The sequence below is a fragment of the Zoogloea sp. 1C4 genome, assembly GCF_009469605.1.
In the GTDB taxonomy this organism is placed as follows: Bacteria; Pseudomonadota; Gammaproteobacteria; order Burkholderiales; family Rhodocyclaceae; genus Zoogloea; species Zoogloea oryzae.
Map to the genome: position 1 here is coordinate 81843 of NZ_SSXU01000003.1, position 21378 is coordinate 103220.

The 21378-nt window shown below is 69.4% G+C and carries 12 protein-coding genes; 6 read left to right on the forward strand and 6 right to left on the reverse strand.

Going from position 1 to position 21378, the window contains the following annotated elements:
- The first annotated feature begins 11 nt into the window (after nucleotides 1-11).
- The 3 genes from GH681_RS04815 to GH681_RS04825 all read left to right on the forward strand — a co-directional run bounded on the left by GH681_RS04815 (nucleotide 12) and on the right by GH681_RS04825 (nucleotide 8742).
- Nucleotides 12-4712: a response regulator gene (locus tag GH681_RS04815; RefSeq protein ID WP_153160298.1), complete on the forward strand. Its 4701-nt coding sequence runs from the start codon at nucleotides 12-14 to the stop codon at nucleotides 4710-4712.
- The gene (locus GH681_RS04820; protein WP_153160299.1) at nucleotides 4712-5863 is read left to right on the forward strand and encodes a two-component system response regulator; all 1152 of its coding nucleotides are present in this window, start codon (nucleotides 4712-4714) and stop codon (nucleotides 5861-5863) included. Before GH681_RS04815 ends, GH681_RS04820 begins: the two co-directional genes overlap by 1 nt.
- Nucleotides 5864-5961: 98 nt before the next feature.
- Entirely contained in the window at nucleotides 5962-8742 is a 2781-nt protein-coding gene (locus GH681_RS04825; RefSeq protein ID WP_153160300.1) for a bifunctional diguanylate cyclase/phosphodiesterase, read from the forward strand.
- A gap of 14 nt (nucleotides 8743-8756) precedes the next feature.
- Here the strand turns inward: GH681_RS04825 and GH681_RS04830 are convergent, their stop codons facing one another.
- The 6 genes from GH681_RS04830 to GH681_RS04855 all read right to left on the reverse strand — a co-directional run bounded on the left by GH681_RS04830 (nucleotide 8757) and on the right by GH681_RS04855 (nucleotide 13054).
- Nucleotides 8757-9080, reverse strand: a complete 324-nt coding sequence (locus GH681_RS04830) for an AzlD domain-containing protein (RefSeq protein ID WP_153160301.1) — start codon at nucleotides 9078-9080, stop codon at nucleotides 8757-8759.
- Entirely contained in the window at nucleotides 9077-9778 is a 702-nt protein-coding gene (locus GH681_RS04835; RefSeq protein ID WP_153160302.1) for an AzlC family ABC transporter permease, read from the reverse strand. Before GH681_RS04835 ends, GH681_RS04830 begins: the two co-directional genes overlap by 4 nt.
- 55 nt (nucleotides 9779-9833) lie before the next feature.
- Nucleotides 9834-10334 carry an LEA type 2 family protein gene (locus GH681_RS04840; RefSeq protein ID WP_153160303.1) on the reverse strand — a complete coding sequence of 167 codons (501 nt, stop codon included), beginning with the start codon at nucleotides 10332-10334 and terminating at the stop codon, nucleotides 9834-9836.
- A gap of 8 nt (nucleotides 10335-10342) precedes the next feature.
- The gene (locus GH681_RS04845) at nucleotides 10343-11221 is read right to left on the reverse strand and encodes an NAD(P)-dependent oxidoreductase (protein ID WP_153160304.1); all 879 of its coding nucleotides are present in this window, start codon (nucleotides 11219-11221) and stop codon (nucleotides 10343-10345) included.
- Between the two features lies 1 nt (nucleotide 11222).
- A complete protein-coding gene (locus GH681_RS04850; RefSeq protein WP_153160305.1) occupies nucleotides 11223-12095 on the reverse strand; it encodes an NAD(P)-dependent oxidoreductase in 873 nt (290 codons plus the stop codon).
- An 89-nt stretch (nucleotides 12096-12184) separates the two neighbouring features.
- Complete coding sequence (locus tag GH681_RS04855; protein ID WP_153160306.1) at nucleotides 12185-13054, reverse strand: hypothetical protein; 870 nt, start codon at nucleotides 13052-13054, stop codon at nucleotides 12185-12187.
- Between the two features lie 188 nt (nucleotides 13055-13242).
- Here GH681_RS04855 and ybiB point away from each other — a divergent pair, with 188 nt between their 5' ends.
- The 3 genes from ybiB (at nucleotide 13243) to GH681_RS04870 (ending at nucleotide 21322) form a co-directional block, all read left to right on the forward strand.
- The gene (ybiB, locus tag GH681_RS04860) at nucleotides 13243-14169 is read left to right on the forward strand and encodes a DNA-binding protein YbiB (protein ID WP_153160307.1); all 927 of its coding nucleotides are present in this window, start codon (nucleotides 13243-13245) and stop codon (nucleotides 14167-14169) included.
- A 147-nt stretch (nucleotides 14170-14316) separates the two neighbouring features.
- Nucleotides 14317-15117, forward strand: a complete 801-nt coding sequence (locus GH681_RS04865) for a caspase family protein (RefSeq protein ID WP_153160308.1) — start codon at nucleotides 14317-14319, stop codon at nucleotides 15115-15117.
- 85 nt (nucleotides 15118-15202) lie between these two features.
- Nucleotides 15203-21322: a CHAT domain-containing protein gene (locus tag GH681_RS04870; RefSeq protein ID WP_153160309.1), complete on the forward strand. Its 6120-nt coding sequence runs from the start codon at nucleotides 15203-15205 to the stop codon at nucleotides 21320-21322.
- Nucleotides 21323-21378: the final 56 nt, after the last annotated feature.

Here is a 21378-nt window from a genome sequence, read left to right on the forward strand (position 1 = left end):
GCCCCGCTCCGATGTCCAGCCCCGCCACCAACAGCCCGACGCCCCGACGCCCGCCCGCGCGCCTGGTGCGCAGCCTGCTGTGGCGGATGCTGCTGATCTTTGTGGCGAGCATCGTGGTGTTCGGCGCCGCCATCCAGTTCTTGATCTTCGCCCCGGCCACCCAGTCCCTCGCCCGCACCCGGCTCGACCTGGCGGTCACCCAGGTTCAGTCCGAAGCCGAACGCAACTTCCGCCGCATCGAGACCCAGCTCCACACCGCCCGCAGCTGGGGCCAGAGCCGCCGCCTGCGCCTGGACGACGTGCCGGGTTTCAACGCGATACTGACCCCCCTCCTCACGGGCGACAGCCAGATCTCGTCGATCCACCTGGCGGACACCGATGGGCGTGAAGTGCTGGTGCTGCGCGACCCCAACGGCTGGTTCAACCGCATCACCGACCCGCAGATCTCTGGGAAGGGCAGCCGCTGGCAGTACTGGTCGAAGAGCGGCAAGCTGATCTCCGACACCTGGAAGGAGCCCCGCTACGACCCCCGCTCCCGCCCCTGGTTCGAGGCCGCGCTGGCCCTGCCGGCCGACGAAGGCGCGGTGGGCTGGACGGCGCCCTACCGCTTCTTCACCACCGGCGACGCCGGCATCACCGCCTTCACCCGCTGGACCGCCGACGACGGCAAGCGCTACATCATCGCCTTCGACCTGCAGCTGGCCGAGCTCTCCCGCCTCACCGTCGATTCGCCGGTGGGCGAACGGGGCGGCAGCGCCGTGCTCTCCGACAAGGGCGAGGTCATCGGCCTGCCCCGCTACCCCCGCTTCGCCAACCTGTCCGACCGCCGCGACGCCGCCCTGCGGCCTGCCGCCGAGCTGAACGTGGATTTCCTCACCCGCGGCTACGCCCAGTGGCTGGTGGATGGCCGCCCGTCCGGCGAAATGCTCGGTTTCGAGAACGAAGGCGAAGCCTGGCTGGCCCAGTTCGTACCCATCAGCCTCGGCCAGCAACGCTGGTGGATCGGCGGCTTCGCCCGCGAGCGCGACTTCATCCCCACCCGCCTGCAGGACATGGCCCCGACCCTCGTCGGCCTGATCCTCCTCAGCATCGCCATCACCGCCGGCATCGCCCGCCGGCTCGGCCGCCGCATCGAGACCAGCCTTTCGGCCCTGATCGACCAGAGCGAACGCATCGGCCGGCTCGATCTCACCCCGCCCGAACCCTTCGTCACCGACTGGCGGGAGATCGCCGACCTGGCCGATTCCCACGAGCGGATGCGGGCCCACCTGAGCGCCGCCGCCAGCGCCCTGGAGCGCAGCCGCGCCGAGCTCGAAGAAAAGGTCTCCGAACGCACCAGCCAGCTCGCCGAAAAATCCACTGCCCTGGCCGACCAGCTGCTGTTCATCCAGGTGCTCCTCAACACACTGCCCAACCCGGTCTTCTACAAGGGGCCGGATGCCCGCTACCTGGGCTGCAACCAGGCCTACGAGAAAGCCTTCGGCACCACCCGCGCCTTCCTCGTCGGCAAGACAGTGCTGGAACTGCCCTTCCTGCCGCCCGAGCTGCGCGCCGCCCACCACGACAACGACCTGCAGACCATCGCCACCGCCGGCACCCTACACAAAGAGGTGCGCCTGCCCTTTGCCGACGGCGCCACACACGACACCCTGTACTGGGTCAGCAGCTTCCGCCTGGCCAATGGCGAACTCGGCGGCCTGCTTGGCGTGCTGGTGGATATCAGCGCCCAGAAAGAGGCCGAGCGCGAAGCCCGCAGCGCCGACGAATGGAGCCGGCGCATCCTCGAATCCAGCCCCATCGCGGTCATCATCAACCGCCCCGGCGGCAACCCGCTGTTCGTCAACAGCCGCGCCGCCGAAGTGGCCCGCACCAGCCGGGAAGACTTCATGCAGCGGCCCGTGGTCAGCTGGTTCCGCAACCAGGCGGTGGCCGACGCGGTGCTCCTGCAGCTACGCGACGGTCACCCGGTGCGCGACCAGGAGATCGAGTTCCGCGCAGCCGACGGCACGCCCCTGTGGGTGCTGGTCACCATCGAGATGATCGAATTCCGCGGCGGCCCGGCCCTCATCAGCTGGTGCTACGACATCACCCGCCGCAAGGCCGCCGAGCGCGATCTGCGCACCCTGTCGCTGGCGGTCGAACAAAGCGCCACGATGCTGGCCATCACCGACCCGTCGGGCATCATCCAGTACGCCAACCCCCACCTGTGCCGCGAAACCGGCTACGCCGCCCCCGAGCTCACCGGCACCGTGCCCGACCTGCTGGACCCCGGCGGCCAGTTCCTCGACTTCCACGCCGAACAGTGGCGCGCCCTCAAGGCCGGCAGCGTGTGGCGACGCGAATGCCAGCTGCGGCGCAAGAACGGCGACGCCCTGTGGGTCGGCATCTCGGTCAGCGGGCTCACCGAGACGGCCGACGCCCGCGGCGAGATCACCCACTGCGTGTGGGTGCTCGAAGACCTGGCGGTCCATCGCCAGGCGCTCTCCACCCTGCGCGAAGCCAAGCGCCTGGCCGAGGAGGCCGCCGAATCCAAGGCGCGCTTCCTGGCCAACATGAGCCACGAGATCCGCACCCCGCTCAACGCCATCATCGGCCTGGCCAACCTGTGCCAGGGCACCGGCCTCGACCCGCGCCAGCGCGACTATCTCGACAAGATCCAGGCCTCCGGCACCACCCTGCTGGGCGTGGTGAACGACATCCTCGACTTCTCCAAGATCGAAGCCGGCAAGCTCAACCTCGAACACACCCCCTTCACCCTCGACCAGGTGCTCGACCACGTCATCACCTTCGTCGCCCAGAAGGCCCAGGAGAAGGGGCTCGAGCTCATCCTCGAAGTCGCCCCCGAGGTGCCCCAGCAGCTGGTGGGCGACCCCCTGCGGCTGGGCCAGGTGCTCACCAACCTCCTCGGCAACGCCGCCAAGTTCACCGACACCGGCGACATCCGCCTGCGGGTCGGCCTCGTCGAGCGCAACAGCCACCGGGCCACCCTCGCGTTCGAGGTGCGCGACACCGGCATCGGGATGACTCCGTCCCAGCTCGAGAGCCTGTTCGAAGCCTTCGCCCAGGCCGACACCTCCATGTCGCGCCGATTTGGCGGCACCGGCCTCGGCCTGCCCATCGCCCGCCACCTGGTCGAGCTGATGGGCGGCGGCACGATCGACGTGGACAGCACCCTGGGCAAGGGCAGCGCCTTCCGCTTCAACGCCCGCTTCGAACTGGCCGGCGAAAGCGCCCCCAAGGTGCTGCCCGGCATCCTCGATGGCCTGCGGGTGCTGGTGGTGGATGACCACCCGGTGGCCCGCACCGTGCTGCTGCACCTGCTGGCCAACTTCCCGTTCCGCAGCGAAGCCGTCACGTCCGCTGCCGAAGCCATCGCCGCGGTGCGCCGGGCCGACAGCGGCGACCGCTTCGGGCTGGTCCTGATGGACCTGCGCATGCCCCAGGTGGACGGCATCGAGGCCACCCGGCGCATCAAGGAGGATCGCAGCCTCTCCGCCCCGCCCAGCATCATCCTGCTCACCGCCTACGGCGACGACCACGTCGTCAGCCGCGGCGTCGATGCCGGCATCGATGGCTACCTGCACAAGCCCGCCACCGCCTCGACCCTGCTCGACGCCATCGTCGGCGCCTTCGGCATGCGCGCCGCCCACAGCGTCGCCGCCCTGCCGGTCCCCAGCCCTGCGCTGCAGCTTGCGGGCCTGCGCCTGCTGGTGGTGGAAGACAACGACATCAACCAGCACATTGCCCGGGTGCTGCTCGAAAAACACGGCGCCACCGTGCAGATCGCCGACAACGGCCGCATCGCCGTCGAGACGCTCCAGGCCGCCGGCCCCGAGGCCTTCGATCTGGTCCTGATGGATCTCCAGATGCCCGAGATGGACGGCCTCGAGGCCACCCGGCTGATCCGCGCAGACGCCCGCTTCGCCGGCCTGCCCATCGTCGCGATGACCGCCCACGCCATGGCCGAGCAGCGCCAGCAGTGCATCGACGCCGGCATGAGCGACCACGTGGCCAAACCCATCGTCCCCGAGCGGCTGGTCGAGACGATCCTCCGCCACGCCAACCGTCAGAAGCCCGAGCCCATCCCCGCCAGCACGCTGCCCGACCTGCCCGATCTGCCCGGCATCGACGTGGCCGGCGCCCTGCGCCGGGTCAATCAGGACGGCGCCGCCTACATCCGGCTGCTCCGCCGGCTGGTCACAGGCCACGCCGACAGCGCCGACCAGATCAGCGCAGCGCTCGCCGCCGGCAAGCTCCACGAAGCCGAGCGCATCGCCCACACCCTGCGCGGCGCCGCCGCCAACCTCGGCGCCAACGCCCTGCGGGACGCCGCCCGCAACCTCGAAGCCACCCTGCGCCGCGGCGCGACGGCCGGCGAAGCGCTGGCCGAGCTTCCGGCCCTGTCGGCCGAGCTGCTGAGCCTGGTCACACTGCTCGAAACCCGGCTCCCCCCCGAAACCCCGGACGGCGCCGCCACCCTCGACGACGCGGCCTTCCGCGAGGCGGGCGCGCAGCTGGCCCAACAGCTGCGCGACGCCGACGGCGCTGCACCTGCCACCTTCCGGGCCCTCCGGCCCGATCTCATTACCCGAATCGGGATTGAAAAAACCGCACAAATTTCCAACGCCATCCAGCACTACGATTATGATGAGGCACTAGCCCGCCTGAGCGAGACGCTCGACAAGACGGCCATGCCCGGAGACCACGCCTGATGCATCCCATCGACAGTCATCGCCCTCTCATCCTCGTCGTGGATGACGCGCCGGAGTCGATCGAGCCGATCGTCGACTGCCTGCAACGCGCCGATTTCCGTACGCGCATCGCCACCAGCGGCAACCGCGCCCTTCAGCTTGCCAGCAGCAAGCCGGTGCCCGATCTGATCCTCCTCGACGTGAGCATGCCGGACATGGACGGCTACGAGGTGTGCAGCCAGCTCATGAATGACCCGGTCACCGCCAACATCCCGGTGATCTTCCTCACGATCCGCAACGAAGAGATGGACGAGCAGCTCGGCTTCGACGCCGGTGCGGTGGACTACATCACCAAGCCCATCAGCCCGCCGCTGGTGCTCACCCGCATCCGCAACCACCTCACCCTCAAGGCCGCCAGCGATTTCCTGCGCGACCGCAACAGCTACCTCGAACAGGAAGTCACCCGCCGCACCCGCGAGCTCTCCCTGATCCAGGACGCCACCATCGTCGCCATGGCCTCCCTGGCCGAAACCCGCGACAACGAGACCGGCAACCACATCCGCCGGACCCAGTCCTACCTGCGCGTGCTGGCCCGCCACCTGCAGTCCAACCCCCACTACGCCGCCGAGCTCACCGACGAGAACATCGACCTGATGTACAAGTCGGCGCCGCTCCACGACATCGGCAAGGTCGGCATTCCCGACCGCATCCTCCTCAAGCCCGGCAAGCTCACGCCCGCCGAGTTCGAGGTGATGAAGACCCACACCACCCTCGGCCGCGAAGCCATCAGCCGGGCCGAAGCCCTGTTCGGCGTCTCCGCCCGCTTCCTGCGCTTCGCCAAGGAGATCGCCTACTCCCACCAGGAGAAATGGGACGGCAGCGGCTATCCGCTGGGCCTCTCGGGCGAACGCATCCCCCTCTCGGCGCGCCTGATGGCGGTGGCCGATGTCTACGACGCGCTGATCAGCAAGCGTGTCTACAAGGCGGCAGTGAGTCACGATGAGGCGGTCGAGGAACTCCGCGCCGGCAGCGGCACCCACTTCGACCCGAACATCATCGAGGCCTTCCTGGCCCTGCAGGACGAGTTCCGGAACATCGCCCAGCGCTTCGCCGACGTGGACGTGGACGAAGCCGCCGAGGCAGCGCGGCTGCGGCTCGTCTTTGGCGACTGACGCGCCCTTCCAGAACTCAAGATTCAGCACTGGCGTCCGTAAAAGACCAGCCGGCCTGAGGGCCGGCAAAGTCCGCTTTACGTCCGACAGGAGACCTGATGCCCCACCGCCCGACGCCCCGACCGGTCGCCGCCCACCTTCGCCGTTACGGGCTGGCGCTTCTGGTCTTCGCGGTTGTGCTGGCCCTCACCGTGGACAACTATCGCACCGCGCTGCTCGAGGAGGCCACCGCCACCCGGGAACGTCTGCACCTGCTCGCTCAGGAACAGGTCATCCACCTGCGCGAGCGCACCGACAGCCTCCTGCGCCAGGCCGACATCCTGAGCGGCCAGCTGGCCATCGCCCCCCATAGCAGCCGCGCCCAGCTCGGGCGCATGGTCACCCCGGTCTTCACCCACAACCCCGAGATCCTGCGGATCGGCATCGTGCATGTGGATGACGGCAAGGCCGCGATCACCGCCAGCACCACCCGCGACGCCGCAGACAGCAGTCCGCCAGCAACCGCGAGCAGATCCGCCATTCACGATGCCCTCCTCGCCGCCGCCGTGGCCGCCGAGCACACCGAGGCCATCAGCGCCACCATCCCCTTCGCCCTGCCCGCCATCGGTGGCCCCCAGCAGACCTCGGTGCTCATCCTCAGCCCGATCCCCGGCGACCACACCCACGCCGGCGGCCGGGAGCTGCTGTTCATCCAGATGTCGGTGAGCACCCTGCTCGAACAAGCTTTTGCGGTCACCTATCCGACCAACGGCCCCCGCCCCTTCGAGCTCGAGATCGTCGATGCCGACGCCAGCGCAAACCTGCCGGTCCATCGCAGTCCGTCCTTCCGCATCGGCAAGACCTCCTTCGCCGACAGCGTCTCCTTCGCCGATCGCCGCTGGCTGGTGATCGCCGCCGCAGACAATGAAATGGACAGCCTCGTCGTCGGCCGGGACGCGGGCGCCCAGCTGCTCTCGGGCCTCGCCCTGGCAACCCTGGCGGCGCTGATGATTTATGTGCTGCAGACCCGCGCCGACGCAGTGCGCCGGCAGGTCGACGAAAAGACCGTCGCCCTGGGCGACGCCAACGCCTCGCTGGAACAGTACGTCAAGGCCCTTGGCGACACCAACCGCCTGCTCGAGAGCGAAGTCGAAAAGCACGCCCGCTCCGAATCCCTGCTGCGCGAGACCACCACGCTCCAGAGGGCCATCCTCGACTGCGCCGAATACGCCATCGTCTATACCGACGCCTCCGGCATCATCCGCGTCCTCAACCCCGCGGCCGAGCGGATGTTCGGCTACCGCGCCGACGAACTCATCGGCAGCGAGACCCCGCTCATCTTCCACACCCCCGAAGACATCGCCCGCTGGGCGCTCACCGACAAGACCGGCGGGTTCGCCGCGATCTCCGCCGCCGCCATGGGGCCCACCCACGAAGTCAGCCTGCGGCGCCGCGACGGCAGCATCTTCCCGGCCAACCTCAGCATCTCGGAAGTGCGCGACGCCCACCGCCACGTGCGCGGCTACCTGGGCATCGTCGCGGATGTCACCCAGCGCCACGACGCCGAGCGGCGCATCCGCCACCTGGCCCACTACGACAGCCTCACCTCCCTGCCCAACCGCACCCTGCTCAACACCCACCTCACCGAGGTCATCAACACCGCCCGGGAACGCCGCCGCGGCGCCGCGGTGCTGTTCACCGACCTCGACCGCTTCAAATACGTGAACGACACCCTCGGCCACCACGCCGGTGACGAGCTCCTGCTTGCCGTGGCCCAGCGCCTGCGCGGCTGCGTGCGCGACGGCGATCTGGTCGCCCGCACCGGCGGCGACGAGTTCGTGATGGTCCTCGACAACCTCGACAAGGGCTCGATGCCCGAAGACGTGGCGGAGCGCATCCTGGCCAGCCTGTCCCGCCCCTTCGAGCTCCACGGCCGCCAGTTCACCATCTCGCTCTCCATCGGCATCGCCCTCTTCCCCAACGACGGCCACGACGGCGCGGCCCTCATCAAGCACGCCGACGCCGCCATGTACCTGGCCAAGGAACGCGGCCGCAACAACTACCAGTTCTTCGACCACGGCCTGTCCGAACGCTTCAGCGAACGCCTCGACCTGGAAAACCGCCTGCGTCAGGCCGTCGAGGAAGACCAGTTGGCCCTGTTCTACCAGCCCCAGGTGGACACCCTCAGCGGCGAACTCATCGGCATGGAAGCCCTCATCCGCTGGCGCCAGCCCGACGGCAGCATGATCCCGCCGGACGTGTTCATCCCCATCGCCGAAGAATCCGGCCTGATCGTGCCCATCGGCGCCTGGGTGCTCCATCAGGCGTGCCGGCAGAACCAGGCCTGGCAGTCCGAAGGCCTCAGCCACGTGCCGATCAGCGTCAACCTCTCGGCCCGCCAGTTCGACGACGCCGGCCTCCTCGACACCATCCGCAAGGCCCTCGCCGAAACCGGCCTCGCCCCCGCCTTCCTGGATCTGGAGCTCACCGAGAGCCTCGTGATGCGCAACCCCGAGCACACCCGCAACCTGCTCGCCGAATGCAAGAAGCTCGGACTGCAGCTGTCGGTGGATGACTTCGGCACCGGCTACTCCAGCCTCGCCTACCTCAAGCGCTTCCCCATCGACCGGCTGAAGATCGACCGCTCCTTCATCGACGAGATCGTCACCAAGGCCGACGACGCCGCCATCGCCCAGACCATCGTCGCGATGGCCCACACCCTGCGCCTGGAAGTGGTCGCCGAAGGCGTCGAGACCGACGCCCAGCTCGCCCTGCTGCGCCGCTGGCGCTGCGACGCCTACCAGGGCTACCTGTGCAGCCGCCCCATGAGCGCCGACGACATGACCCGCCTCCTGCGCACCCGCCGCGCCACCCGCGAGGTCTCCCTCGCGGTCGCCTGATCAGGCGCCGGGTTTCAGAGCAGCCACTTGAAGCAGTAAAGCGCCGCCATCCCCACCCCGATGGTGGCCAGCACGCTGCCGGTGCGCCACGCCACCAGCGCGGCTACCAGCGCCGCCCAGGGCTTGGGCGCCATCAGTGACAGCACCACCTCGCCCCCGTGGATGAACAGCTCGCCGGCGGTCAGCGCCGCAAAGCTCGCCGGCGCAATGTGCCTGCACAGGGCGTGCAGCCAGCCCGGCAGACGCCGCCCGGCAAACAGCCCGATCATCGCGTAGCGGTACAGAAAGGTGACGATGCCCACCGTCACCAGCAGGCCGACCAGTGCCCCCGTCGTCATGGCCGACTCCGCTTCGCGGCCATCACCCCGGCCAGCAAGCCAAGCACGATCGCCACCACCAGCCCCAGCCGGAAGGGCAGCGCCGCCAGCGCCAGCGCGGCCACGGCCGCCACCAGCGCCGCCGCCTGCCCGGCCCGCTCGCGCATCAGCAGGGTGAGGAGCGCGATGAAGGTGAGCGGCACCGCAAAGTCGATGTCCCACTCCGCCGGCACCGTCGCGCCAAACAGCAGCCCGGCCGCGGTGGAGAGCTGCCAGGTCGACCACAGGGTGAAGCCACAGCCCAGAAAGTACCAATGCCGGTTGTCCGGCCCGGCCTCGGGTTGCGGCCTGGACTGATAGCGCAGGATCGCCACCGCGTAGGCCTCGTCGGTCAGCAGGTAGGCCAGCAGCATCCGCCAGCGCCGGGGCAGATGGCGCACATGCTCGGCCATCGACACGCTGTACAGCACGTGACGCAAATTGAGCAGGCCGGCGGTGAGCCCGATCGGCAGCGCCCCGGCACCCGCCGCCAGCATCTGCACGATGACCAGCTGGGCCGCCCCGGCAAACACCACCGCCGACGCCGCCTGGGCCAGCCAGGGCGGCATCCCGGCCGCCAGCGCGCCGATGCCGTAGAGCATCCCGAAGGGCACCACGCCCAGCTGCAGCGGCGCCTCGTCGCGGCAGCCCGCGAGGAATTCGGACAATCTGGAAGACATGCAGAAGATCCAGCCGGCCTCCCAAAACGGAAAGGCCGGCGGCAGGGAATCGAAACTAGAACTGCTCGGAAGGCGCCTTGGCAGGCCGCCCGTCGCGGAAAAGCTTCGCCGGGTCGAGCTCGCCCTTTTGGTCGAAGTCATAGCCACCAAAATTGCCCGTCACCAGCCGCCCCTTCAGCCGGTATTCCAGCTTGTCCAGCCCCTTGCCCAGGTTCTTGAACTGGCGCATCACCAGCCCGGCGATGCCCGCGGTGGCCTTCACCTCCACCAGCGCCTCGCCCAGCGCGGGGATCGTCACCGGCTTGTTGCCCACGCCGCGTGCAAAGGGCTCGCCGGCCACGTCGAGCGTGAAGCTCAGCCCCTCGACGGGGATCTCGAAGCGGTTGGGGTTGGTCACCCGCAGGGTCAGCAGGAAGCGCTGCTCCAGCAGGTTGCCGCCCTCCCCGCGGATGTCCGCCACCGAAACCTCGGGCTTGAGCGGCCGGAAGGTGGAGCCGGCACAGCCTCCCAGCAGCGCCCCGGTCAGCGCCAGCACAACAAAACGACGACGATCCATCACAGCCCTCACTCCAGTCTTTCCAGCGGCGATTCGAGCACCCTCAGCAGGCTGGACGTATCCAGCCTGCCCCCGCCCAGCCCCATCAGCGCGTTGAGCTGCTGCCAGGTCTGCACCGCGATGGGCAGCGGCGCGCCAAGCGCACGGGCTTCGTCCATCAGGATCGCAAAATCCTTGTGATGCAGGCGCGACTGGATGCCGGCAACGAAATCCCGCCGCGCCATGCGCCCGCCCATTACATCCAGCACCCGCGATCCGGCCGACCCGCCCGCCAGCGCAGCGATCACCTTGGTCGCGTCCAGCCCGTGGGCGCCCGCCAGCCGCATCGCCTCGGCCGAGGCCTGGATCACATTCACCATGATCATCTGGTTGCACGCCTTGGCCACCTGACCGGCGCCGGCCTCGCCGATGTGCACCACCGTCTTGCCGAGGCAGTCGAACAGCGGACGCACCTTATCCAGCACCGCCGCCTCGCCGCCCGCCATGATCGCCAGCGTCGCGTCCCGCGCGCCCACCTCGCCGCCGGAAACCGGCGCATCCAGCCAGCCGATGCCCCGCTCGGCGTAGGCCGCAGCCAGCTTGCGGGCCGTGGCCGGGGCAATGGTGCTCATGTCCACGTGGATGCCGCCCGGCGCAAAGCCGCCGATCAGCCCGTCCGGGCCGAGGGCCAGGTTTTCCACGTCGGCGCTGGCGGTGATGATCGAGATCACCACCTCGCTACGCGCGGCCAGCTGGGCCGGGGTTGCGCACACGGCGGCACCGGCAGCGGCGATGTCAGCGGTGGCTTCCGGGCGTCGCGCCCACACCGCCACGTCGTGCCCGGCCCTCAGCAGGTGGCCCGCCATCGGCAGGCCCATCACGCCCAACCCCACAAAACCGACGCGCATTTCAGCCCCCCGACAGGCCTTCGAGCAGCTTCAGCGCGGCGATGGAATCCTCCTCGCCCAGGCCGCTGCCGACCATCCCGTTGAAGAGCTGCGCCGTGGCCGCGCTGGTGGGCAGCATCAGGCCCAGGCGGTGCGCCTCCTGCACCACGATGTTCATGTCCTTCTGGTGCATCCAGGCCTTGAAGCCAGGCTTGAAGTTGCGCTCGAGCATGCGCTGGCCGTGGTTCTCGAGGATGCGGCTGTAGGCAAAGCCGCCCAGCAGCGCCTCGCGCACTTTGCCCGCATCCACACCGCTCTTGCGAGCAAAGTTGAAGGCCTCGGCCACCGCCATCACCGTCACGCCGGTGAGGATCTGGTTACAGGCCTTGGTCACCTGGCCGGCACCGGCGCCGCCGATCAGATTGACCGACTTGCCCATGCAGGCCAGCACCGGCTTCGCTTTCTCGAAGGCCGCCTCATCGCCGCCCACCATGATGGTGAGCCCGGCGTTGATGGCGCCCACCTCGCCGCCCGACACCGGCGCGTCGAGCATGGTCACGCCCTTTTCGGCGAGCCGCGCGGCGATCGACTGGGCCGCCGCCGGCGCGATGGTGCTCATGTCGACGTAGATCAGGCCCGGCTTCGCGCCTTCGGCCACGCCACCAGCGCCGAGGGCCACCGCCTCCACATCCGGCGCGTCGGAAACCATCGACACCACGATGTCACAGGCCGCGGCCACCTCGGCCGGGCTGGCCGCGCCCTTCGCGCCGGCCTCCAGCAGCGGGGCCATGGATTCGGCCCGGCGCGCCCAGACGGTCAGATCGAACCCGCCCTTCAGAATGTTGAGCGCCATCGGACGCCCCATGATGCCCAGACCGACGAACCCGATTTTCATGCCCTGCTCCCGCGCTCAAAAAAGCGAGAGGTTAGCGGCCCGCCCCAGGCAAGGGAAGTAGGGAAACCGGCAGGCCGCCGGCCTGACCATCAGTTCACCTGGAACTTCAGCGTCTCCAGCTCGAATCGGGCGATCGCCGTCACGGCGCCGCTGCTGCCGCCGCTCGGATCGAAACTGAACCCCGAGAGGCCGATGGTCTGGAAGCTCAGGTTCGCCAGCACCGTCTTGAGGGTGGTGTCGCGCAGCTCCACGCCGATCGCCACCAGATCGCCGTGCGCCCCGCTGGCGGTCAGCTTCAGCACCGCGTCGCGCCACTGGGCGCAATCCTGGCCGGTCACGGTCAGGGCCAGCGGCGAGAAGCCGAGGGCGCCCACCAGCCGCCGTCCGCCAAACCGGTCGTCCTCCTGCACCAGGCTGCGCGAGAGCGTGACCGCGCCGATCCGGCTGATCCGCCCGCTCGGCAGGCCCGGCACCGTCACCACGAAGTTCGACGCCAGCCACTTCTTGGCGCGTCCCGGTGCGGCCGACTTCACCGCCCCGCCAAGCGGCCCGGCCTCCACGCGCTCCGGTTCGAACACCGCCTCGATCGCGTAGATCTCCTTGCCCGCCGCCAAGCACTCGGGAAGGCGCAGCTCGGTGAGGATGCAGCCCTTCAGAACGAGATGGTGGCGCACCTTGCCGTTCCCGTCGGTGTGCAACACGCCCAGATCGACCGGATCGCCCCGGCCGCTCGTCAACCCTTCCAGCCAGCCCGCCAGCGGCGCCATCGACGGCGGCGTGAAGCGCACCGTCAGCTGCCCGAAGCGAACCTGCCTGAGCCGGCGCCCGCCGTCCTGTGCCGGCAGCGGGATCACATCCCAGCTGATGTCCGGCAGCACACAGGCCATCAGCGGATAGGCCAGGCCATTCACGTCAAGATAAGTCGTCCCGATCTGGGTTGTGGCAGCAACGGGTGGCATGGGCCTGCTCCTTCCGGCGGTGATTTCTGGGAATTGGAAACCGCCCGGCATCACGCGGCGGCCTCAAGGCAAGATAGCTCCCCGCCAGCGCAATGGAAAGGGTGACGGAAAGTAAGCCTTACGCGCGTCCCCTCGCCCGGGCCTTCCGCTACACTCGGTGGCTCATCCCACTGCACCTGATTCCCGCCATGTCCTACGCCCCCTTCATCAAGGAGATCGGCCGCGGGCCGAAAGGCTCCAAGCCCCTCAGCACCGAACAGGCCGAATCCCTCTTCGGCGACATGATGGACGGCCGCGTGCCCGATCTCGAACTGGGCGCCATCATCCTGTCGATGCGCATCAAGGCCGAATCCCAGGACGAACTGCTCGGCTTCCAGCGCGCCCTCGACGCCCGCACCGCCCGCGTCGCCGTGCCCGCTGGCCCCCGGCTGGTGGTGCTGCCCACCTACAACGGCGCCCGCCGCCAGGCCAACCTGATGCCGCTGGTGGCCCTGCTGCTGGCCCGCGCCGGCGTGCCGGTACTGATCCAGGGCCGTCATGACTTTGAAAGCCGGGTGAGCCCCTTCGAGCTCCTCGACGCCCTCGGCATCCAGCCCGCCGCCAGCATCACCGAGGCCGAAACCCAGCTTTCCGATCGCCGCCTGGCCTGCCTGCCCCTCGACGTGCTCGCCCCGGGGCTCGAACCGATCCTCGCCACCCGGGTGCGCCTGGGCGTGCGCAACAGCGCCCACACCCTCGCCAAGCTCCTCGACCCTGCCCCCGGCCACAGCGTGCGGGTGGTCTCGGTGACCCACCCCGAATACCTCGAACGGATGCACGCCCACCTGGTGGCCCAGGGCGGCACCGGCATGCTGCTGCGCGGCACCGAGGGCGAAGCCTTCGCCAACCCCCGCCGCCGGCCCCAGCTCGAAGCGTTTGCCAACGGCGTTGCGAGCATCGCCTTTCCGGCCGAGGAAGGGGGCGCACCGCCCGTCGAGGGCCTGCCCGACAACCCGGAAGTTTCCGCCAACGCGGCCCTGATCCAGGCCATGCTGGCCGGTGATATCCCCGTTCCAAAGCCCGTTCTCGACCAGGTCAGCGCCTTGCAGGCCCTCGCCGCCGTGCCCCGGCAGTAAGGGCACAAAGGTTTTCTGTCCCTAGGTCAACCCTTCATCGGATAGCCATTGATCTTTCATGCAGCTCTGCTTAACTGAGCTCAGAGCGTTTGTCATTTCCCGGGCCGCTCCGTCGCGGACGGCCCATTCCCCGGAAGGAGATCGACCATGACCAAGAAGGCACTGTGCATCGGCATCAATGATTATCCCGGCACCCAGAACGACCTCAACGGCTGCGTCAACGACGCCAACGACTGGGCCGCGGCGCTTGCTGCCCGTGGCTTCGCCGTCACCAAGCTGCTCGACGCCCAGGCTACCAAGGCGGCCATGGTGAGCGCGATGAGCGGCCTCATCTCCGGCGCCGCCAAGGGCGACACCGTGGTCATCACCTATTCCGGCCACGGCACCTGGGTGCCCGACCAGAACGGCGACGAACCCGACGGCCGCGACGAAGCCCTGTGCCCGTGGGACATCGGCTCGGGCAAGGTGCTGCTCGACGACGAGATCGCGGTGATCTTCACCAACCACGCGCCCGGCGTGCGGGTGCTGCTGATCTCCGACAGCTGCCACTCGGGCAGCGTCACCCGCGGCGACGACAGCGACCTCGACCCCGGCATGCCCCGCGCCCGCTTCCTGCCGCCTGGCGTATGGATGAAACCCGACGCCCTGGCCCCCGCCGCCAAGGCCCTCACCCTGCCCACCCTCAGCGGCCTGTCGCGCAGCGGTGGCGACCTGCTGATGGCCGGCGCCAAGGACAGCCAGTTCAGCTGGGACACCAGCTTCAAGGGCCGCCCCAACGGCGCCTTCACCTATTACGCCCTCAAGGCCCTCGCGGCGCTGCCGGCCAACGCCAGCTACGCCGACTGGTTCAAGGCCATCACCCCCACCTACCTGCCCACCAACCAGCTGCCGCAGGATCCGCAGCTCTTTGGCAGCCGCACCGCCAAGGCCTGGAAGGTCTTTTCCTGAGCCCAGCCTCACGTAACCCCCACCCAACCCCGGCCCGCCGTTCGCGGGCCGGTTTGCCAATCGGCCCCCGATCTGGAGTCCCGTTGTGAATACCCCGGCCCTGCCCACCCTGCGCCTCGTTGCCGCCCCCGAAACCGACGCCAGCCACAAGCCGGCACGCCTCGCAGCCCTTGCCCAGGCGGGCAGCCGGGGCGACAGCGGCGACCTCCTCGACCCGCTGCTGTCCACGGTGATCGTGGCGGAGAGCTGGGAGATCGGCCCCCGCTCCCGGGGCGACGACAGCCGCCAGGTGGACGTACCGCCCGACACCCGCCTGCTGGCCCTCGAGGCCGACGACGGCACCACGGTCTTCATCCGCGCCGACACGCTGGCCGAACGCCTCGCCAACCTGGCCGTCACCCGCCCCGAACTGCGCGGCGACGACAACACCCTCGACCTCACCGCCCTGCGTCCCCGGGACGCCCGGAGCCGGGGCATCGGCGAATGGGTGTGGCGCCGGCTCTCCGCCCTCGTCGTACAAGAGGACGCGATCACCAAGGCCGCCCACGCCAGGCTCGCGGATCTCACCGGCACGGTGGTCGAAGACCTCGTCGTCGCCGGTGGCACCTATGCCGGGGCCAAGGCCATCGTGTGGGCCATCGAAGTTCGCGGCCGCAAGGCCCCGGGCCTCTATACCTGGGACGGCGGCGCCATCGACGCAGAAACCCCGCTGGCGGACAAGGCACCAGCCGTCCTGGCGCTCACGGCGCACCCCGGCCTGATCTTCATCCACGGCACCGGCTCCCACACCCTGGGCGGCTTCGGACAGCTACCCGGCAGCCAGAGCTGGCAGAAGCTGGTGGGCCAGTTTGAGGGTGGCCTGTTCGGGTTCGAACACCACACCTTCTCCGAGAGCCCCATCGACAACGCCCTGGCCCTGGCCCGGGTGCTACCGGTCAATGCAAAGTTCAGCATCGTCACCCACTCCCGCGGCGGGCTCGTCGGTGATCTGCTGTGCATCGACGCCAGCCCCGACAACGCCGACACCCTCAACGCCCTGATCCGCGACTACCGCCCGGCGCCCCGCCAGGACGACAGCCTCGACCCCACGGCCAAGGCCGATCTGGAGCGCTTCATTGAGCAGGAGCAGGCCAAGCTCGGCGAACTCATCCAGCTGCTGCGCACCAAGCGCTTCCAGATCGGCCGCTACGTGCGCGTCGCCTGCCCGGCCCGGGGCACGGCGCTGCTCACCGACAATCTGGAAGTCTTTCTCTCCGGCCTCCTCAACCTCATCCGCAAGGCGGGTGGCTGGGCGGCCGGCGCTGCCATCGGCGCGGCCTCCGGCCCCATCGCCGGGGCCAAGGCGAAGGCCGCCACCGACAAGGGCGTCGCGGTGCTCACCCGCATCGTCATCGAGATCGCCAACCGGCGCCTCGACCCGCGGCTCCTGCCCGGCATCGAAGCCATGCTCCCCGACGCCGCCATGGGCATGCTGCTGGCGTCCGTCCCCCATCGCCCCGACACCCGCATGGCCATCATCGCCGGCGACATCGAGGGCGGCGGCCTCGCCAAGCGCCTCGGCACGATGTTCACCGACTGGATGTTCTTCGATAAAGCCAACAACGACCTGGTGGTGGACACCGCCTCGATGTACGGCGGCCTGGCCTACCAGGCGCAGGCCCGGGCGATCTTCGTCCAGGGCGAGAACGTCAATCACTTCCGCTACTTCCGCGACGACACCGCCACCGCCGACGGCCGCCCGCTGCCTTCCGCCGTGCACCGCTGGCTGACTGCCGACCAACCCACCGAATTGCCCGAATGGGCCACCCGCGCCCAGCCGGAAATCGATCGCGACGACCGGGTGGCGCCCCCGGCGGCCCCAAAATCCCGCGGCGACACCCGTGCGCCCATCCTCGTCTTCCTGCCCGGCATCATGGGCAGCAACCTCGACGCCGACGGCAACCGCGTCTGGCTCGATCCCCTTGGCCTTGCCCGCGGCGCCCTCAGCCGCATCGCCATCGACAGCAAGGCCAGGGTGGCCGAAGCCGGGCTGGTGGGCATGGCCTACGGCAAGCTCGTCAAACAGCTCGGCAAGACCCATCAGATCGAACTCTTCGACTACGACTGGCGCCAGCCCATCGCCAAGCTCGGCGAGCAACTGGCCGGCCGGCTGAGCGATCTCCTCGACAAGCACCCCGACACCCCGGTACGCATCCTCGCCCACAGCATGGGCGGCCTGGTGGTGCGTGCCGCCATCGCCCACAAGCCGGCCCTGTGGGACGCCATCATCGCGCGGCCCGAGGGCCGGCTGGTGATGCTCGGCACTCCCCACCACGGCTCGCACCTGTTCGTCGACACGCTGCTCGGCCAGTCCGACACCATCCGCCTGCTGGCGCGGATGGACTTCCGCCACAAGATGCAGCAGATCCTCGACATCGTCGCGGGTTTTCCCGGCGCAGTGCATCTGCTGCCAGCCCCGGGCTTCCTCGACACCGGCAACACCGCCGTGCGCGACTACTACCGCCCGGAAACCTGGGAAGCCCTCGCTGCCAACAACAACGATTTCTGGTTTGGTCGCACGCTGGGCGGCAGGCCTTCGGCCAAGGTGCTCACTCAGGCCGCCGATTTCTGGAACGCCGTCGCCGACACCAGCTGGGTGGCCAAGGCCCCCGAGCGGATCGCCTACGTCTTCGGCCAGAGCGACAACACCCCCTGCGGGATCGTCGAGCAGCAGGGCGGCGGCAGCATCGTGCTGCGCGGCACGCCCGAGGGTGACGGCTCGGTCACCTGGGCCTCGGGCCACCTGCCGGGCCTGCCCAACGACCGCAAGTGGCTCATGCCCGTCGACCACATGGGGCTCACCAGCACCGAAGCCTATTTCGACGAGATCGAGACCCTCCTCGAGCGGGGCGCCCCGCGCAAGCTCGGCCCCCTGCCGGTGAGCCGCGGGGGCGACGCCGCCGTGGTGCGGGAATACCGGGCCGGACCGCCCGCGGGCTTCCCGTCCCAACCCGAAGCCACCGCCCGCCTGCTGGGCGGCCGCCTGCGCCCGGTGGCGCCGCGCAGCCGCAACCGCAGCCTGAAGGTCTCGGTCACCGCGATGGACCTGCGTTTCGTGCATATCCCGGTGCTCTGCGGCCACTACCGGGGCGACCCGATCGCCGCCGCCGAAGGGGTGATCGACCGCTACCTCGTCCGTGGCGCCCTCAGCCAGCGCCAGCGCCTGGGCATCCACACCGGCGAGATCGGCAACGCCTCCATCGTGCTGATGCCCCGCAACCTGGCCGAGCGCCAGCGCCACACCGGCCGCGGCGCGGTGGTGGTGGGCCTGGGCGAGATGGGCAAGCTCACCGCCGACGGCGTCAGCGAAGCCGTGCGCGGCGGCGTGCTGCGCTACCTCCTCCACGCCGCCGACCGCTACGGCGAGGAGCAGGCCGGCAGCACCACCGACAGCCCCGACGGCGACACCCTCCACCTCAAGCTCGCCTCGCTGCTCATCGGCACCAATTCGGCCCTGCAGCTCGACGTGGCCGAATCGGTGAAGGCCGTGGCGCTGGGCGTGCTGATGGCCAACCGGGATTTCGCCACCGGCGAAGGCGGTTCGGCCCAGAACACCAACGCCCGCCGCGCGCTGGTGTCCGAGCTGCAGTTCATCGAGGTCTTCCACGACAGCGCGATCTCCGCCGCCCACGCGGTAAGCCAGCTGGGCTCGACCCTCGCGAGCGAGCTCAAGCAGATGAACTTCCAGCTCGAAACCGCCGACGAGCTGTTCATCGGCGAAGGCGTGCGCCAGCGCCTCAGCGTGTCGCCCTTCTCGGATTACTGGCCGCGCCTCGTGGTGTGCGACGCCGACCGCGAGGACACCGATTTTCCGGCCGACGCCACCACGCCGCGCTTCCAGCCCCCCATCCCGCCCGAAAACCTGCGCCAGCTGCTGCGCATCTACGGCTGCGCCGACAAGGTGAGCGACGGCAGCCTGCCGACGCCCTTCTGGCTCGAAAGCGCCCCGACGATCCGCTACGCCAGCCGGCTCAAGTTCATCTACATGGGCGACAAGGCCCGCGCCGAGAGCATCGTCCAGATCCGCCAGCCGGGCCTCGTCGAAAAGCTCTGCGACGACCGCCTGAAGAGCCGCAACCCCACCCTCTACGCCAAGGATTCCGGCTTCGGCACCACCCTGTTCCAGCTCCTGGTGCCGCGGGATTTCAAGGCCGCCGCCCGCCAGGCCAACAACCTGCTGCTGATGGTGGATGAGACCACCGCCAACCTGCCCTGGGAAATGCTCGAGGTGGACGGCCGGCCGATGGTGCTGCACACCCGCGTGGTGCGCCAGTTCATGACCAGCCGCTTCCGCCGCCAGGTGGTGCGCACCGACAGCCTCTCCGCCTGCGTGATCGCCGAGCCCTCCACCGAGGGCTTCCACGCCCAGTTTGGCGGCCCCGGCTGGAAGCCCCGCATCGGCGCCGACGGCCAGCCCGAGTCCGACTGCCTCGACGCCCTGCCCGGCGCCGCGGCCGAAGGCAGCACCGTCACGCGGGTGCTCTCCGAGGTCGGCTACGAAGTGACCTTCGTCCCGCCCGACGCCCAGGCCGCCGACGTCTTCACCCGCCTCTACGCCCGGCCCTACCGCCTGCTGATGGTCTCGGCCCACGGCATCCACGGCAAGCGGGCGGCGGACGGCACCTGCCGCAGCGGCGTGGTGCTCTCCAACGGCCTGCTCCTCACCGCCGCCGAGATCGGCCAGATGGAAAACGTGCCGGATCTCGTCTTCCTCAACTGCTGCCACCTGGGCAAGATCGGCACCGGCAGCAGCCGGCTCGCCGCCAGCCTCGCCCGGGAGCTCATCGACATGGGCGTGCGCTGCGTGGTGGCCGCCGGCTGGGAGGTGCACGACGGCGCGGCCCGCACCTTCATCGAAACCTTCTTCGAGCAGATGGCCCAGCGCAACGCCAGCTTCGGCGAGGCCATCACCGTGGCCCGCGCGACCACCTTCGAAGCCTTCCCCGACCACAACACCTGGGGCGCCTATCAGGCCTATGGCGACCCGGCCTTCCAGCTCAAGGTACGGCGCAACCCGGCCAGCGACGATGCCCCCATGCGCGCGCCCAACGAGCTCATCGACTGGATCGAGCAGCGGCGCATCGAATCCCGCCTGCCCGACGCCAGCCAGATGCTCCAGTCCGCCGGCAAGGACAGCGGCTTCAAGCAGATCGCCCAGCGCATCAAGACCCGCCTGCGCCATGTGCCCGAGCGCTGGATCAACCTGCCGGAGGTGCAGCAATCCCTCGCCCGCCTCCATGCCGAGTTCGGTCGCGATGGCTTCGACGAGGCCCGCAAGGCCTGGTTGCGGGCCATCAGCGACGATTCATCCCGCGGCCTCGTGCCCCTCTCGGCCATCGAACAACTCGCCAACCTGGAGGCCCGGCAAGCCGAACGCCTCAGCGCCGATCCCGCAAACCTGGACGCCGCCCAGGCACTGGCCGACAGCGCCCTGACCCGGCTGCGCTTCCTCATCGCCCTTTCAACCGAACGCCCGGACGCCACAGCTGCCGGCAGCGCAAGCGGCAACCCCGAACGGCTGGCGATCCTCGGCAGCGCGCTCAAACGCAAGGCCATCGTCCTCGTCCGCAGTGGCAAGCCCTGGAAGGAAGCGGTCGCGCCGCTGCTGGCCGAAGCCCGTGATGCTTACGCCCACTGCGAGGGCAGCCCTGACGGATCTCCCGACTGGAACCCCTACAACTATCTCAACCGACTGCAACTGGACGCCCTGCTCGACACCCGGACCGACTACGAGACCGCATCCCGGGCCTGCCAGGGCGCCGCTCACGCGCGCTTCGAACGCACCTTCGACTTCTTCGATGCCGTCATGTCGGCCGATGCCCAGCTTGCCTGCTGGCTGCACACGGAGGAAGGCACAGCCGATACGCTGGCGGCCCTCTATCGCGACGCGATGAAGGACGTCACCGTCACGCCCCGGGAGCTCGAGTCCGTCACCGCCCAGATCCGCATCCTCGGCGCGCTGCTCAGGTGCCGCGGCACTCCGGGCGACGCCGATCGCGCCCAACAGCTCGAAACGCTGATCAACATCCTCCACAGCCCCAATCGAGCCGCCGCAGCCCCTGCCACCTCACGATCCGTCGCAGCGCCGACGGCCGCAAAGTCCAGATCGAAGAAAGCAGCAGCCGGCACGCCCAAAGCTGGTGCAGGCAAGAAGAAGGAAAACTGAGCGACGCACCGGTCTGGCTCACCGATTCCCCATCCTGGTGCCAGAATCCGCCAGGA

Excerpts from the sequence above, each read along its gene's own strand:
- GH681_RS04815 (WP_153160298.1), top strand. The coding sequence starts at position 12 with ATGTCCAGCCCCGCCACCAACAGCCCGACGCCCCGACGCCCGCCCGCG.
- GH681_RS04820 (WP_153160299.1), top strand. The coding sequence starts at position 4,712 with ATGCATCCCATCGACAGTCATCGCCCTCTCATCCTCGTCGTGGATGAC.
- GH681_RS04825 (WP_153160300.1), top strand. The coding sequence starts at position 5,962 with ATGCCCCACCGCCCGACGCCCCGACCGGTCGCCGCCCACCTTCGCCGT.
- GH681_RS04830 (WP_153160301.1), bottom strand. The coding sequence starts at position 9,080 with ATGACGACGGGGGCACTGGTCGGCCTGCTGGTGACGGTGGGCATCGTC.
- GH681_RS04835 (WP_153160302.1), bottom strand. The coding sequence starts at position 9,778 with ATGTCTTCCAGATTGTCCGAATTCCTCGCGGGCTGCCGCGACGAGGCG.
- GH681_RS04840 (WP_153160303.1), bottom strand. The coding sequence starts at position 10,334 with ATGGATCGTCGTCGTTTTGTTGTGCTGGCGCTGACCGGGGCGCTGCTG.
- GH681_RS04845 (WP_153160304.1), bottom strand. The coding sequence starts at position 11,221 with ATGCGCGTCGGTTTTGTGGGGTTGGGCGTGATGGGCCTGCCGATGGCG.
- GH681_RS04850 (WP_153160305.1), bottom strand. The coding sequence starts at position 12,095 with ATGAAAATCGGGTTCGTCGGTCTGGGCATCATGGGGCGTCCGATGGCG.
- GH681_RS04855 (WP_153160306.1), bottom strand. The coding sequence starts at position 13,054 with ATGCCACCCGTTGCTGCCACAACCCAGATCGGGACGACTTATCTTGAC.
- ybiB (WP_153160307.1), top strand. The coding sequence starts at position 13,243 with ATGTCCTACGCCCCCTTCATCAAGGAGATCGGCCGCGGGCCGAAAGGC.
- GH681_RS04865 (WP_153160308.1), top strand. The coding sequence starts at position 14,317 with ATGACCAAGAAGGCACTGTGCATCGGCATCAATGATTATCCCGGCACC.